Source organism: Klebsiella sp. Shm-1 (assembly GCF_040804525.1).
GTDB classification, from domain to species: Bacteria; Pseudomonadota; Gammaproteobacteria; order Enterobacterales; family Enterobacteriaceae; genus Klebsiella; species Klebsiella pneumoniae.
Map to the genome: position 1 here is coordinate 2,187,474 of NZ_CP161823.1, position 14,246 is coordinate 2,201,719.

Annotated in this window: 14 protein-coding genes; 6 read left to right on the forward strand and 8 right to left on the reverse strand. The window is 62.3% G+C overall.

Translation table 11 applies throughout. The features are described 5' to 3' along the window. Positions 1-60: 60 nt before the first annotated feature. From AB1E37_RS10625 to chrA, 4 genes are all read left to right on the forward strand, one after another. A complete protein-coding gene (locus AB1E37_RS10625; RefSeq protein WP_004175772.1) occupies positions 61-309 on the forward strand; it encodes a tautomerase family protein in 249 nt (82 codons plus the stop codon). A gap of 186 nt (positions 310-495) precedes the next feature. After that, on the forward strand, positions 496-1,689 hold the full coding sequence (locus AB1E37_RS10630) for an MFS transporter (protein WP_024264441.1): 1,194 nt from the start codon (positions 496-498) through the stop codon (positions 1,687-1,689). A 128-nt stretch (positions 1,690-1,817) separates the two neighbouring features. Continuing rightward, positions 1,818-2,777: a chromate resistance protein ChrB domain-containing protein gene (locus AB1E37_RS10635; RefSeq protein ID WP_077254972.1), complete on the forward strand. Its 960-nt coding sequence runs from the start codon at positions 1,818-1,820 to the stop codon at positions 2,775-2,777. Then, a complete protein-coding gene (chrA, locus tag AB1E37_RS10640; protein WP_032447634.1) occupies positions 2,746-4,113 on the forward strand; it encodes a chromate efflux transporter in 1,368 nt (455 codons plus the stop codon). Before AB1E37_RS10635 ends, chrA begins: the two co-directional genes overlap by 32 nt. 54 nt (positions 4,114-4,167) lie before the next feature. On the opposite strand, the gene AB1E37_RS10645 is transcribed toward chrA, so the two are convergent. Genes AB1E37_RS10645 through AB1E37_RS10680 form a run of 8 tightly spaced genes read right to left on the reverse strand, consistent with a single transcriptional unit; the run spans position 4,168 to position 11,853 of the window. Beyond that, on the reverse strand, positions 4,168-5,589 hold the full coding sequence (locus AB1E37_RS10645) for an FAD-binding oxidoreductase (protein WP_032411686.1): 1,422 nt from the start codon (positions 5,587-5,589) through the stop codon (positions 4,168-4,170). A 26-nt stretch (positions 5,590-5,615) separates the two neighbouring features. Beyond that, positions 5,616-6,431, reverse strand: coding sequence for an ABC transporter permease (locus AB1E37_RS10650; RefSeq protein ID WP_004145364.1), 816 nt, complete (start codon positions 6,429-6,431; stop codon positions 5,616-5,618). Between the two features lies 1 nt (position 6,432). Then, entirely contained in the window at positions 6,433-7,263 is an 831-nt protein-coding gene (locus AB1E37_RS10655) for an ABC transporter ATP-binding protein (protein WP_032418872.1), read from the reverse strand. Continuing rightward, positions 7,260-8,243: an ABC transporter substrate-binding protein gene (locus tag AB1E37_RS10660; protein ID WP_023286532.1), complete on the reverse strand. Its 984-nt coding sequence runs from the start codon at positions 8,241-8,243 to the stop codon at positions 7,260-7,262. The genes AB1E37_RS10655 and AB1E37_RS10660 overlap by 4 nt, the downstream gene beginning before the upstream one ends. Further along, positions 8,243-9,124, reverse strand: a complete 882-nt coding sequence (locus AB1E37_RS10665; RefSeq protein ID WP_004151186.1) for a creatininase family protein — start codon at positions 9,122-9,124, stop codon at positions 8,243-8,245. Before AB1E37_RS10665 ends, AB1E37_RS10660 begins: the two co-directional genes overlap by 1 nt. After that, complete coding sequence (locus tag AB1E37_RS10670) at positions 9,121-9,600, reverse strand: RidA family protein (protein WP_002908128.1); 480 nt, start codon at positions 9,598-9,600, stop codon at positions 9,121-9,123. The genes AB1E37_RS10665 and AB1E37_RS10670 overlap by 4 nt, the downstream gene beginning before the upstream one ends. Next, positions 9,590-10,873 carry a hypothetical protein gene (locus tag AB1E37_RS10675; protein ID WP_032447633.1) on the reverse strand — a complete coding sequence of 428 codons (1,284 nt, stop codon included), beginning with the start codon at positions 10,871-10,873 and terminating at the stop codon, positions 9,590-9,592. The genes AB1E37_RS10670 and AB1E37_RS10675 overlap by 11 nt, the downstream gene beginning before the upstream one ends. An 11-nt stretch (positions 10,874-10,884) precedes the next feature. Further along, positions 10,885-11,853 (reverse strand): PDR/VanB family oxidoreductase, encoded by a 969-nt coding sequence (locus AB1E37_RS10680; protein WP_032447632.1) that lies wholly within the window; start codon positions 11,851-11,853, stop codon positions 10,885-10,887. 206 nt (positions 11,854-12,059) lie between these two features. On the opposite strand from AB1E37_RS10680, the gene AB1E37_RS10685 reads away from it, so the two are divergent. Together AB1E37_RS10685 and AB1E37_RS10690 are read left to right on the forward strand one after the other, a co-directional pair. Further along, a complete protein-coding gene (locus AB1E37_RS10685; protein WP_032447631.1) occupies positions 12,060-12,959 on the forward strand; it encodes a LysR family transcriptional regulator in 900 nt (299 codons plus the stop codon). Between the two features lie 294 nt (positions 12,960-13,253). Beyond that, positions 13,254-14,243 carry an ABC transporter substrate-binding protein gene (locus AB1E37_RS10690; protein ID WP_023285233.1) on the forward strand — a complete coding sequence of 330 codons (990 nt, stop codon included), beginning with the start codon at positions 13,254-13,256 and terminating at the stop codon, positions 14,241-14,243. Positions 14,244-14,246: the final 3 nt, after the last annotated feature.

Here is a 14,246-nt window from a genome sequence, read left to right on the forward strand (position 1 = left end):
CGCGAGATTGACCTTCTACTCTGAGTTTGAATTTTAGACTTAGATGCTAAGGAGCATAGCGTGCCATTTGTTAACGTGCAAACCATTAAAGGGATCATGACCGCGGAACAGAAAAGTGAGCTGCTGCGACGGATGACCGATCTGCTGGTGGAGATTGAGGGGCAGGGCGATCCGCAGTTCCGTCAGTCCGTCTGGATCCGCATTGACGAACATGACCCGGAGCAGTGGAGTCTGGGCGGCGTCCAGCCGACGGCCGCAATGATCGCGGCGAAATTTGCCGCCGCGCGGCGCGACGGATCCCCGGAATAAAACGCGCGGCGAAGCCCGGCCCGGCGATCTGACGCAGAAGAGGGGCCAGATCGCCGGGTAATATTGCGATTCGCTATGGTGCAAAAGCGTATTTTGCGGCTAAGGTAACGGTCAGGGAACCCAACAAACAGGGCGCGATGCCAGACGGCCAGCCTGGCGCCACTCTCAAACCGGTGAAAACAACGGATGTCTACAGAACACATGCTGCCGCTGGCGGTGCAGAACAAAAACATCTTTCGCCTGGCTGCCGCTCAGGCGCTGGCCGGCGCCAACTCGGTGGTCTTCTACGCTACCGGCGCGATAGTGGGTAACGCGATTGCCCCCAGCCCGTCGCTGGCCACGCTGCCGATCACCCTGTTTGTGCTGGGGATGGCGGCCTCCATTCTGCCTTTCGGCGCGCTGGCGCGAACGCGGGGCCGCAAAGCGGCGTTCAGGCTCGGCACCGGCGCCGGGATGGTGACCGGACTGGCGGCCGCCCTGGCGGTAGTGCTGAATTCTTTTCTGCTGTTTTGTCTCGCCGCGATGCTTGGCGGCGCCTATGCTGCCGTGGCGCTCAGTTTTCGTTTTGCCGCCACCGACGGCGTCGCCCCGGCGCGTCGCGCCCGTGCGCTGTCGCTGGTGATGGGCGGCGGTGTGGCCGCCGGGATCATTGGCCCGATGCTGGTCACCGGCACCATGCACCTCTGGCCGGCACATACCTTCGCCGTCACCTTCCTCGCTCAGGCGCTGGTTGCAGTGCTGGCCGCCTTTTTGTTGAGAGGGGTGACGCCGGCGGAGCCCACCGCGGCCAGCGTGCGCGGAGGGCGGCCGCTGCGCGAGATTGTCCGCCAGCCGGGTTTTGCCACTACGGTATTCAGCGGCGCGGTGGCCTATATGGTGATGAATTTTCTGATGACCGCCGCGCCGCTCTCCATGCATATGCACGGTCTTTCCCAGCAGGCCGCCAACCTTGGGATCCAGTGGCATGTGATGGCGATGTACGGCCCGGGATTTTTCACCGGCCGGCTGATCCAGCGCTTCGGCGCAGTGCGAATGGCGGCGGCGGGATTGCTGATCACCGCCGCGTCGGTGGCGGTCGGTCTCAGCGGTCTCGGCGTGTATCATTACTGGCTGTCGCTGATTTTGCTCGGCATCGGCTGGAACTTTGGCTTCACCGGCGCCTCGGCGAAAATCATCGATTTCCACCGCCCGGAAGAGAAGACCCAGGTTCAGTCGCTCAACGATTTTCTGGTCTTCGGCGTGATGATCGTGGGGTCGTTTTCGTCCGGGGTTCTGCTCAACGCCTTCGGCTGGAACGCCGTGCTGTGGGGCTCCCTGGTCCCGGTTGCGGTGGCGTTGTTGACCCTGCTGCTGCGCCCCTTATCCCCATCCCGCGCTTAGCGCCTGGCCTGCCGCTGCGCAGGCCGTCTTTTGCTTTTTTCAGCTATGCATTGCTGAAATTCATCTGACTCCTTGCGCGTAAAAACGTCACAGACGCTACATGCTGTAGTAATCTCTACAACATGACAATGCATCTCTTGATCCTTAACCTGACAACGTCTCAAGCCACGCTGCGCATGCGTGTCTGGCGAACCCTGAAGCAGAGCGGGGCGGTGGTCCTGCGCGATGGGGTCTATCTGCTGCCCGACGTGCGCCAGGGCTATGACACTTTCCTCAGCACCTGCCAGGCGATCCGCGCGGAAGGGGGGACCGGGTATGTTTTCACGATTGAGGCGGCGGAAGAAGAGGCGCTCAGGCCGCTATTCGATCGTCGTGAACAGTACGACGCGCTGTTGCAGGATCTGCAGGCGCTGCAGGGGACGTTATCCAACGACGAACTGGCGGCTCAGCTCAAACAACTGCGTAAAATTCAGCGTGACTACCGGCGGATCGAGGCCATTGATTTCTTTCCGGGGGCCGCCCGGGAGCAAGCCGCTGAGCGACTGGCCACTATCGAGCAGGTCATTAATCAGCGGCTATCGCCGAACGAGCCGCAGTCGGTGGCGGGCGAACTGAGCCTGCTGGACAGAGGCGCCTTTCGCGGCCGGCTGTGGGCCACCCGCCGACGCCCGTGGGTCGATCGTCTGGCCAGCGCCTGGCTTATCCGGCGCTTTATTGACGACGAGGCGCGGTTCCTGTGGCTGGCCGCGCCCGAGACCTGTCCGGCGACGGCGGTCGGTTTTGATTTTGACGGGGCGCCGTTCAGCCACGTCGGCACGCGGGTGACCTTCGAAATTCTGGTCCGGCGCTTTGCTCTGGAGGCCGCGATCCCCGACGCCCTGGGGCGGCTGATCCACTTCCTGGACGTCGGTGGGGAACCGACCCCGGAGGCGGCGGGGGTGGAAAGCATTCTGGCAGGGCTGCGGGAAACCATTACGGACGATGACCAACTGCTGGCGGCAGCCTGCTCGCTGTTCGACGGCTTACTGAAGTCCTGTGAAATGAGGTCTGGTAATCATGAGCAAAACGGTCGTTCTTCCGCAGAGTGACAGCCCTTCCGTCGTCGCTTCCGTCCCCTTCTGGCAGGCAATTCGCTTCTGGCTGAAGCTCGGCTTCATCAGCTTCGGCGGGCCTGCCGGGCAGATCGCCATGATGCACCAGGAGCTGGTGGATAACCGACGCTGGATCTCGGAAGGGCGATTCCTGCACGCGCTCAACTTTTGTATGGTCCTGCCGGGCCCGGAGGCTCAGCAGCTGGCGACCTATATCGGCTGGCTGATGCATAAAACCTGGGGAGGCGTCATCGCCGGGGTGCTGTTTATCTTGCCCTCGCTGGTGTTGCTCATCGCCCTGACGTGGATCTACCTCGTCTGGGGAGATGTCGCGGTGGTGGCGGGGATTTTTTATGGCATCAAACCCGCCGTGGCGGCGATCGTGCTGCAGGCGGCGCACCGCATCGGCTCGCGGGCGCTGAAAAATGGCGCCTACTGGGCCATCGCCGCCGCGGCCTTTGTCGCTATTTTTGCGCTGAACGTTCCTTTTCCGCTGATCGTCCTCGCCGCGGCACTGGTGGGTTTTATCGGCGGACGGCTGGCGCCGACGATATTCGGCAAAGCCGACGCCCACCGTGCGCAGAGTCACCCTGGCGGAGCCGCCATCATTGATGACACGACGCCGATCCCGGCCCATGCCATTTTCAGCTGGCGGCGCACCTCTCAGGTGCTGATCGCCGGGATGCTGCTGTGGCTGGTGCCGATGGCCGCCCTGACGCTAATGCTGGGCTGGGCGCATCCGCTGACCCAGATGAGCTGGTTCTTTACCAAAGCCGCGCTGATGACCTTTGGCGGGGCATATGCCGTCCTACCTTATGTTTACCAGGGGGCGGTGACCCACTATGGCTGGCTGACGGCAGGGCAGATGATGGATGGCCTCGCCCTTGGGGAGTCGACCCCCGGACCGTTGATCATGGTGGTGACCTTTGTCGGGTTTGTCGGCGGCTACACCAAAGCGGTGTTGGGCGTCGATGATGTGCTGCTGGGGGGCATCGCGGCGGCGTGCCTGGTGACATGGTTTACTTTTTTACCCTCGTTTATCTTTATTCTCGCCGGCGGGCCGTTTATTGAAACGACCCATAATAAGGTGGGATTTACCGCGCCGTTGACCGCCATCACCGCCGCGGTGGTGGGCGTTATCCTGAATCTGGCGCTGTTTTTTATCTGGCATAGCGTCTGGGGACCATCCGGTTTCGACCCGTGGTCCGCAGCCATAGCCCTGGGCGCCGCCGGGCTGCTGTTTCGTTATAAGTGGAAGCTGACCTGGGTACTGGCCGCCGCCGCCGCAGTAGGGCTTATCGTCCATATGGCGGGACTGTCCGGCGCAGGATGAGGTTGGGCGGCAACGGGCCAGCGACCCGTTAGCGCCCAACCGGACCGGGGACCATCAGGTCGTGGGGCTTTCGCGGGTGGCCCGCGTCAGCGGGTTGCTGTCGAGTTCCAGCTGGTCGCGCAGCGCCCAGCCGCGCAGCTTGCCGGGGTTAAGCAATCCCGCCGGGTCGAGAGACTGTTTCACCGCCACGACGTCGGGACGAATCACGCCCTGTTTGCCGTCCTCAACCTGCAGCACGTGGGGGTTGTTAATCTTGACGTCGTTGTCGCGAAATATCTGCATGATGGCGTTAAGACGTTCGGGCGTGGTATAGCGCACCAGCTGCAGACCGCTGGCGGTGAGATTGCCCTCGATATCGCGCAGGAATTCAATATGGGACATCACCTCCCCGGCGAAGTGCTGCTCCATCTGTAAAATTTGCTGCGGATAGCGCAGCGGATCAAACGCCGTCTGCAGATAGGTCAGCGTATTGTCCACCTTGAGCGCATGCAGGGTGGTGTGGTTCCAGCAGTATTCCATTAACGAGCCGTTGCGCGTCCGGGCCTCCTCGCTGGCCTGCCGGATGGCGTTGCTCCCGCGATGGCGCGGTAACAGGCTGGCGCAGAGTCCTTCGCTCTCCTCGGCGATCAGGCTGATAACCGCATGCTGCCCGGCGCGGTAACGATCGTTGAGGTGGCTAAAATAGTCAGCGATCGGCGTGGCCAGCAGCGCCACCTGGCGCTTCACCAGCCCCGGCGAGCGGACGCAGGCGTTGGCATAGTTCAGCGCATCGGCGAAATCGTCAAACACGTCCAGACGTTCAATCCACTGGTGCGCAGGCGCCAGCGCCAGCTCAACCTCCAGGATAATGCCGTTGGTGCCGTAGGCGTGATGCAGCAGCAGCGCTTCGGGAGCCGGGACGGTCAGCACGCGGGGGACCGGCTCGACGGTCATCACTTTGACGCTGAGCACATTGCCGGGCGCCGCCAGCGGCCCATAGTTGATGGAGCCGATACCGCCGAACCCGCCGCCGTAGAGACCGCCCAGGCTCGCCAGTCGATAGGTCGATGGCATACAGCGCAGCTCCCAGCCCGTCGGGCGGGCGGCGGTTTCGATGTCCGCCAGGCGAATGCCGGCCTGGGCCCTCACTGTGCCGTTGCCGAGGGCGACGATCTGGTTGAGCCCGGTCATATCCACCAGCAGCCCGCCTTCGAGGGGGACCAGCTGTCCGTAGTTGCCGGTGGCGCTGCCGCGCAGGGTCAGCGGCAGCTGGTGCTGCGCGCAGGCGCAGACCAGCTGGCGCAGCTCCTCTTCATCGCGCGGGCGAACCACCGCGTCCGCCTGTTTCCCCGCCAGTTGCTCGGTGAGTAGCGGACTGAACCAGTGAAAATCGCGGGAGAGCCGTTTGATCTTCGCCGGCTGTAAGGTCCACTCCAGCGCCGGGAGTGCCTGCTGGATCGCCGCGACCGCGTGTTGACGCTGTTCATCAGTCATCATTCTTTTTCCTGTTCGTCAGCAGAACATTAATGAGATTGCACGGCTTCGCTTTCATGCCAGGCGCTGAGCGCCCGGCGCGAGACCCAGGACATCACGCCAAACAGCGCGATACCGGCGAGAGAGATCAGCAGCAGCGCGGCAAACATCAGCGGGATATCCAGCTGGTAGCCGGCCTGTAGGATCTGATAGGCCAGCCCGGTATTGGTCCCGCCGGTCCCGGCGACAAACTCCGCCACCACCGCGCCAATCAGCGACAGCCCACTGGAAATACGCAGCGCGCCGAAGAAATAGGGCAGCGCCGAGGGGATACGCAGCCGCACCAGCGTTTGCCAGCGGCTGGCGTGATTGAGGCGAAAATAGCTCAGCAGGCCGGGGGAGACGCTGCGCAGTCCCTGAGTGGTATTGGAGATGATGGGAAACACCGCCATCAGGGTGGCGCACACCACCAGCGAGAGCGTGGCATCTTTCACCCAGATGATGATCAGCGGGGCGATGGCGACGATCGGCGTCACCTGCAAAAACACGATGTAGGGAAACAGGGCGGTTTCCACAAAGCGGTTCTGCACCAGGATAAACGCCACCGCGGCGCCGATGACAATCGACAGTAGAAACGAGATCAGGGTGATCTTGAGGGTGAACAGCAGCGCCAGCAGCAGCGGCGTGAGATGCGTCCACAGGCTTTCCAGCATCACCAGCGGCGACGGCACCAGAAAGGCCGGGATACGGAAATAGCTCACCGCGCCCTGCCACAGGAGCACCATCGCCACCGCGACGAGGGTCGGATAGAGAATTTTGAGAAAACGCGGATGCTGGATCCACGGCGTTGCGGTTGTGGTTTTCATATTATGGCTCCATACCAGACTGGCTGGCCTGCAACAGACTGTCCTGCAGCTGACGGGCATACAGGGAAAAGGCCGGGCTGACGCGGAACGCCTCGCTGCGGGGGAACGGCTCGCGGATGGCGATATCTTCGACCACCCGTCCGGGACGGGCCGCCATCATGATCACCCGCTGGGAGAGAAACACCGCTTCGTGGATCGAGTGGGTGACGAACACTACCGTCAGGTTCTGCTCCTGCCAGAGACGCAGCAGGTCGCTGTCGAGTTTGTTACGCGTAATTTCATCCAGCGCGCCGAAGGGCTCATCCATCAGCAGCAGCTTTGGTCGGGTGACCAGGCCGCGGGCGATGGAGACGCGCATTTGCATGCCGCCGGAGAGTTCGCGCGGCAGGACGTCGGCGAACTTGCCGAGGCCCACCAGCTCAAGGACTTCATTCACCCGGGTATTGCCCTCCGCCCGCGGCACGCCGGCCAGATCCAGCGGCAGCCTGACGTTATTGCGCACGCTGCTCCACGGCATCAGGGTGGCTTCCTGGAAGACGAACGACAGCGGATGCTGGGCCTTTTCCCGACTGTCGCGCCGCCACAGCATCAGCTTGCCGTCGCTGGGCTCCACCAGGCCGGCGACCATCTTCAGCAGGGTGCTTTTACCGCAGCCGGACGGGCCGAGCAGGGTAATAAACTCCCCCTGATTGATGGTCAGGTTGACGGGCAGCAGCGCCCGGGTGCCGTTGCTGTAGATTTTCTCCGCCGACAGCACCTCGATGGCCGGGGTGGCAGCGGCGGGTATAAAGCGGGTATCGCTCATCACGGTCAGTTTCGGGGCGGTATTCATGGCATCACTCCGGCGTCTTTGACCATCTCCAGGGTGTAAGTCTGCTCAAACGGCACCTTGCTGGCGTCGATCAGTTTGTTTTTCACCAGCATGTCCCAGGTTTTCTTCAGCCGCGGCTCGGTGATGATGCCGATGCCGCCGGTCTTAGCATCGCCGCCGGTCACCAGCTGGTACTGCTTCATCTGGGCAATGCCAAAGGCGATCTGCTCGGCGCCCATCTGCGGATTCGCTTTGCCGATCAGGCTGTTGCCGGGGGCGGGATCCCGCAGGTAGCTTTTCCAGCCTTCCATGGAGGCTTTGACGAAGGCCGCCACCGCCGCCGGACGTTTGCGGATGGTGTCGGCCATACAGATAATCGAGTTGCCGTAGGGCGGGTAGCCCCAGTCGCTGAGCGGATAGACATAGAACGGCTGTCCGCCTTTGGCGACGGAGAACGGCTCCGAGGTCACGTAGCCCTGCTGCACCAGATTTTTATCGGCGAGGAACGGCTGAACGTTAAAGGTATAGGGGCGCACTTTGCTGCCAGCCAGACCCAGCTCGCTTTTCGCCCACGGCCAGAAGGAGGTATAGGCCTCGGTGGCGAGCAGGAAGGTTTTGTCTTTAAGTTCCGCCGGGTTCTCCACCTTGTCATGGGTGATAAACACCGTCGGCGAGTGCTGGAACACGGTGGCGACGGTCACCGCGTGCACCCCGGCCTGCCAGGTCTCCAGCGCCTGGCCGTTGTCGCCAAGGGTGCAGTCCGCCTGACCTGCCGCCATCAGCTGCATGACGTTGATCTGCGGGCCGCCCATTTTAATTTCGACATCGAGACCGGCGTGTTGATACAGCCCGGTGGCCTGGGCCTGGTAAAACCCGCCGTGTTCGGCCTGGGCATACCAGTTGGTGAGAAAGGTAAACTTCTCCGCCGCGAAGCAGGAGGCTGAGGTCGCGAGGGCGGCCACGGTCAGCAGGGTAAAAACGGGCGTCAATCTGGTATTCATCAGGGCTCCCTGGATTCAGCAGCGAAAGAAGGTGGTAGGGACTGCACAAAGCCGTGCCAGTGCTGTTTGCCCCAGGTCGGTTCGCGACGTTCGACCCAGGCCATGCGGTGGATCTCGATGATCGCCTGCGCCCAGCTGGCGGCGAGGGAGTCGAGAAGCCCTTCGCCTTGCTCCCGCGTCGCCGGGGTCGGGTCGCCAATCACCCCGCTGGGGCCAAAGTCATACGACGCCCACGCCGCCGCCGGGCGGCCTTTCGACAGGGTTGGGCAGGGGAATTCCGGGGGGAAGTTAGCGACGGCCCGTTCCATATGGACGCACTCCGGCGCCAGCGCCAGCATCAGCGCCGTTTCGCTATGCCCGGCGTGCATCGCCATCCGCTGTTCATGCGGGCTGAGAAACTGTTTTTCGCAGTTGGGCACATTGAACACGTCGTGGGGGATGGCGATGAAATCCCCGTGGCGCAGGCGCATTTCCCGGCAGGCGATCTGCAGGATCTGCGGCTGGCCCCCGTGGCCGTTGATCATCAGCAGCTTGCGAAAACCGGCCCGATAGAGAGATTCGGCGATCTCCAGCAGGGTATGCAGCAGCGTATCGCCGCTAAGGGTCAGGGTGCCGGGAAAATGCAGATGCTCCTCGGACTTACCGTAGACGATCGGCGGAATGGCGTAGGCCGGGATCGTCGCCGGCAGCCTGGCGAGGGCATGGCCCGCCACGCCGGAAGAGATCACGCTGTCCACCGAGCAGGGCAGATGCGGGCCGTGCTGTTCGATCGCTCCGGTGGGGAGGACGATAACCGTATTGCTTTTATCCGGCAGGGCGGCAACGTCCGTCCAGCTCAGAAAAGGGAGAAAGCGCGCGGCAGGAATGTAACCGTTAATCATCGCGGAGCCTCGGAGTTAAATGACGGGGGCAACCAGACGGTCGCTTCAACTTCAATCAGTACCGTGGCGTCGGGCAGCATTTCGCTCACCTGCACCACGGTGGAAACGGGCGGCTGGTCGGGATAAAACAGCTTCCTGACCCGGCTGTAATAGGGAAAATGGTCAAGGTTGCGAAAGTACTGCACCAGCTTGATAACGTCGCTCATCTGCCCTCCCGCGGACGCCACGGTGCGGCGGATGCTTTCCAGGACGTACCAGCTCTGGGCGAGGATCGGGCCCTGTTTCGCATCGGTCGAAAATTCGCCGGTTGCCCCCAGCAGCTCCCGCACCGGCTCAGGCACATCCTGAAAGCCGTTGACGATGGTGCCGGTCAGGGGATTGACCGGAATAATGCCGGAGAGAAAGATAAAATCGCCGGCTCTGCGCCAGGCGGCATACCGCGCCAGCGGCGCCCCCGCGCCTGCTTCAAGACTCATGTGCCATCTCCTCCTGCCACACGCGCCGGTGGGTTAACCTGCCGTGGTTAACCACCAGACGGGCGGCGCTGTTTAAAGGCCAGGTAAAACGGTCGCTACCCGGGAAAATCACCACGCTGGCCGCCGCGCCGATGGCAAAGGGCGTCGCGTCTGCCGGCGAACCGGTTAACGCCGCGCGATCGCAGATCAGCCGCGACTGCCGGTCAAACAGGTCGCTGAGCTGGGCGCTGAACAGGCCGCAGGCCAGGGTGTCCAGCGGGTCGTAGCTGCCCGCCGGACAAAAAGCGTCCTGCACGTTGTCGCAGCCGAGCAGGGTGGCCACGCCAGCGGCCTGCGCCTCGTGCAGCAGGGTGATCCCCCGCTGGCGCGGCGTGCGGCCGAATGTCGCATCCTGCAGCAGCAGGTTGGTCATCGGCAGAGCGATAAGGGTGACGCCGTGCGCCGCCAGCTGGCGCAGGATCGGCACCGCCTGTTCGTCGCTGCCGGCGGCCAGCGCGCAGCCGTGGCTGCAGCAGATATGCCCGGGAAAAGGGTGGCGGGAGAGATGATCCGCCAGCCAGGTCAGCCCCTGAGACACTTCGCTGAGCTCCTCATCAATATGCAAATCCAGATCCAGATCCCAGCGGGCCGCGCTGTACAGCAGATTTTCCATGGCGGTGGCGTCCCAGTTGGAGGAGTGGATGAAGCCGCCCAGCAGGCAGCGCTCTCCGCTGTTGGCGACCGTCCGGGCGATGGCCTCCGCTTGCGCCAGCTCGCGAAACAGGGGCAGCGGGACCAGCGCCACCCGCTCCAGGGTGAGGCCGACGGTATCGAGGCGGGCGATCTCCTGCCAGGCGTCCGGCGCGTCGGCGGTAAACCAGTCGACATGGCTGCGCAAATGGGTCACGCCATTCGCTGCCGCCCGGGCCAGCGCGGTGGACGCTCGGCGTTGAATATCCGCCCTGGACCAGTGTCGGCGATCCTCATGCATGGCGTGGATCGCCGGCAGCAGCCCGGCCTGCGCTGGACGGCAGCGTTCAATAGTGAATGTCTTGTCCAGATGGGCATGGGGTTCCACCAGGCCGGGGAGCGTCAGGGCTCCCGCCAGGTCCCACAGGCCGGGAGTCGGCTGGTCGGTTGGGGTCAGTGCGGCGATCCGGCCGTCGCGAAAGGCCAGGTCCGCCAGCAGCGGTTCACCGTTGGCCTGCGTCGGCCAGCCGTCGGGCAGCGCCCAGGCCGGGAGTCGGGCGCGGCTGATACCGGTGAGCGGCGCGCAAGAGGAGGGGAGCGTCATCGTCAGTCTCCTCACAGATCCAAAACCAGACCCGGCGATTTCGCCCGCGAACAGCAGAGCGTGATCTGGTCGTTGCCAGCTTTCTCTTCCGCCGTCAGCACGCTGTCCCGGTGCTCGGGGATCCCGTCGAGGACCCCGGTAATACAGGAGCCGCACATTCCCTGTTCGCAGGAGAGCATTACCTCCACCCCGGCGTGCTGTAATACCTGAGCAATGGTTTGATCCGCGGCCACCTGCAGGCGCTGCCCGCTGGAGGCCAGCTCAATATAAAACGCATTTTTCGCCGCAGTATTATTTTCCGCCGCGGGAGTAAAACGCTCGAATACGAACTGCGACGGCGACCAGCGATATTCCTCCATGACCGACCGCAGTCTCTGAATAAAACCCTCCGGGCCGCAGGCTATTACTGCGGTATCAGGGTGGGGCACAGTTAAGCATTCGGGGACCCGCTGGCGAAGCGACGCGCCTTCCTCGCTGCAGTGAATGGCCACCGTGCCGTTCGCAGTCAGCTGGTTCAGGCGCGGGGAGAAGGCGGTCTGGCGCGAACTGGCGACATAATAATGCAGCTCCAGCGCCCCCTTTCTGGCGGCAATCGCTTCAGCCATCGCCAGCAAAGGCGTGATGCCGATACCGCCGGCAAACAGCAGGTAGCGCCCGGCCTGCGGCAGGGGAAAATGGTTGCGCGGCGGCGAAATGGCGAGCCGATCGCCGGCTTTGAGCTGCTGGTGCAAATAGCGTGAGCCGCCGGTGGAAGCATCAGTCAGCCTGACGCAAATTTCATAAGTATTACTGCGGTCAGGCGTGCCGCACAGGGAATACTGCCGCGGACCGACGCCGGGAATAATAATATCGATATGCGCTCCGGCGGAGTAGGCCGGTAATATTTCCCCGGCCGCCGCCTGCAAAATTATGGATAGGTTTCCCTGTCCATTGGGGCGTATTTCCCCGACCGAGACCGAAATAAGATCGTGGCTGTGCATTACCGTTTTCTCTCCCTCATTCCGCTGTCTGCAGGGCGGCCAGGGGCGGCGAAGAGATAACTCCCTTCGCGGTGAACTGTCCGGCGTGCAAGAAAATGGGTGAAACGATCGTTTCTCCGCTATGAATGCTACGGTATTGTGATAAAACTGTTGCGTCCAGAGCTTTGATTCGCACAACCCGTTGCAAAAAAGAGAGCACCCAAACCATGTTTGCCTTCTCCCGATTTCTGCTCTATTTCACCGAAGTGGCCCGTCAGGGATCGTTTCGTAAAGCGTCAGAGGCGCTGCATGTGTCGGCGTCTTCCATCGACCGTCAGATTTTGCGCGTGGAACAGGAGCTGGCGATGCCGCTCTTCGAGCGCCATCCCACCGGCCTGCGGCTGACCGCCGCCGGGGAGCTGCTCCTGCACGCGGCCAATAACTGGAAAAAGGACTTTACCCGGGTCTGCGAGCAGCTGGACGATCTGCGCGGGCTGCGGCGGGGGCATGTGCGCATCGCCACCATCGATGCCATTAACCGGCATTTCTTTTCGACGATGCTCAAAGAGGTGCATAAACATTATCCCAACATCTCTTTTACATTGACCACCATCAACAATATCCACATCCAGCAGGCGCTGATCTCCGGCGAGGCGGATTTCGGCATCATGCTCAATCCCCAGACCTCTCGTGAACTGCAGGTCCGGGCGTTTGCCGAGATGAATATGGGGATTGTGGTGCCCACCGGCCATCCGCTGGCCAGCCGCAGCGCGGTGCGCTTTAGTCAGTGCCTCGACTACCCCTTTATCCTGCCGTCCGCCCCATTGATGATCAGCGAGCCGGTGGAGGCGCTGGTGAACATCAGCGGCAACGAGGTAATGGAGGTGGCGGTATCGAATAACATTCACATGATCCGCACCCTGATCAAAGAGCAGATGGGCATCGGCATCCTGTGCCGGCTGGATATTCTCGATGAAATTGAGTCCGGCCAGCTGGCGTTTGTGCCGCTAACCGATCCGCAGCTTAAGCCTTTCACCCTGGCGCTGTGCGTCTCGCCCGCCCGCCAGCTTTCCCTTGCCGCCTCGATGATGCTGAACCAGCTGGAGATGCTCTTCAGCCAGCTGTGAAATGTCGGGCAGGCACTAAAATCATTCATTAGCGCACCATTATGGTGCGTTTCTTGTGGGCATGAATCAAAGGTTGCATGCCCAAGGGGGGCGGCGCAGGCGATTTCTCGCGGCCGCTCGCAGGCGTTTAAATCTGGCATTGTTTTTGTATAGCTGAGTGTGAGTAGAAGCGGTCAGTACGGGTTATCCATACGGGACATTGCTCAGTCACCATGTCGCGGTTCAATGTTGACCGGGATGGGAGGCTGAGCCACATTCGCTCGCTCCCCCTCCCGGCGTAAAGAGGAGAGGGATATGAAAACAGGCGCACGCCTTCCCCGGGGCATACGCTGGCTGGGCCTGATGGCTCTCGGCAGTGTCTCGCTGGCCGTTCAGGCCGAGGAGAAAATCGTTCTGCTGACCTCCTGGTACGCCCAGGCGGAGCAGGGGGGTTATTATCAGGCTCAGGCCACCGGGCTGTACAAAAAATATGGTCTCGACGTCGAGATCCGCTCCGGCGGACCGCAGGTCAACGGCATGCAGTTGCTGTTGTCGAAGCGGGCCGATGTGATCATCGGTTACGACCTGCAGCTGCTGGAAGGCATTCAGCGCGGCTTCCAGGCAAAGGCCATTGCCGCGCCATTTCAGTACGATCCCCAGGGGCTGCTGACCCATGCCGATGTCACCTCCCTGCAGGGGCTGAAAGACAAAACCCTGCTGGTCTCCAGCTCCGGTCAGGCGACGTGGTGGCCGTGGCTGAAGGCGCAATACCAGCTGAGCGACGCGCAGGTTCGCCCCTATACCTTCAATATTCAACCCTTTGTCGTCGATGACGCTGTCGCCCAGCAGGCCTATGTCAGCTCCGAGGTGTTCCAGGTGCAGAAGGCCGGAGTGAAGGCGAACTTCTTCCTCTTTTCCGAGCACGGCTATCCCCCCTACGGCGGCATCCTTATCGCCCGCCCGGATACCATCGCCGAGCGTAAAGCGGCGATGGCGAAGTTTGTCCGCGCCTCAATGGAGGGCTGGGTGAGCTATCTCAAGGATCCGGCGCCGGGCAATGCGTTGATTAAGCAGGACAACCCGAAAATGACCGACGATCTGCTCGCCTGGGGCGTGACCCAGATCCGTGAGCATCACCTGATCGACGGCGGGGATGCCGCCAGCCAGGGCTGGGGGACGATGACCGACGCGCGCTGGCAGAAGACCCGCGACTTTATGGTCAGCGCCGGTTTGCTGGCGGCGGCCACCGACTGGAAACAGGCCTACACTACCGAATTTGTTCAGGCCATGCAGGTTAAACCCTGAGGA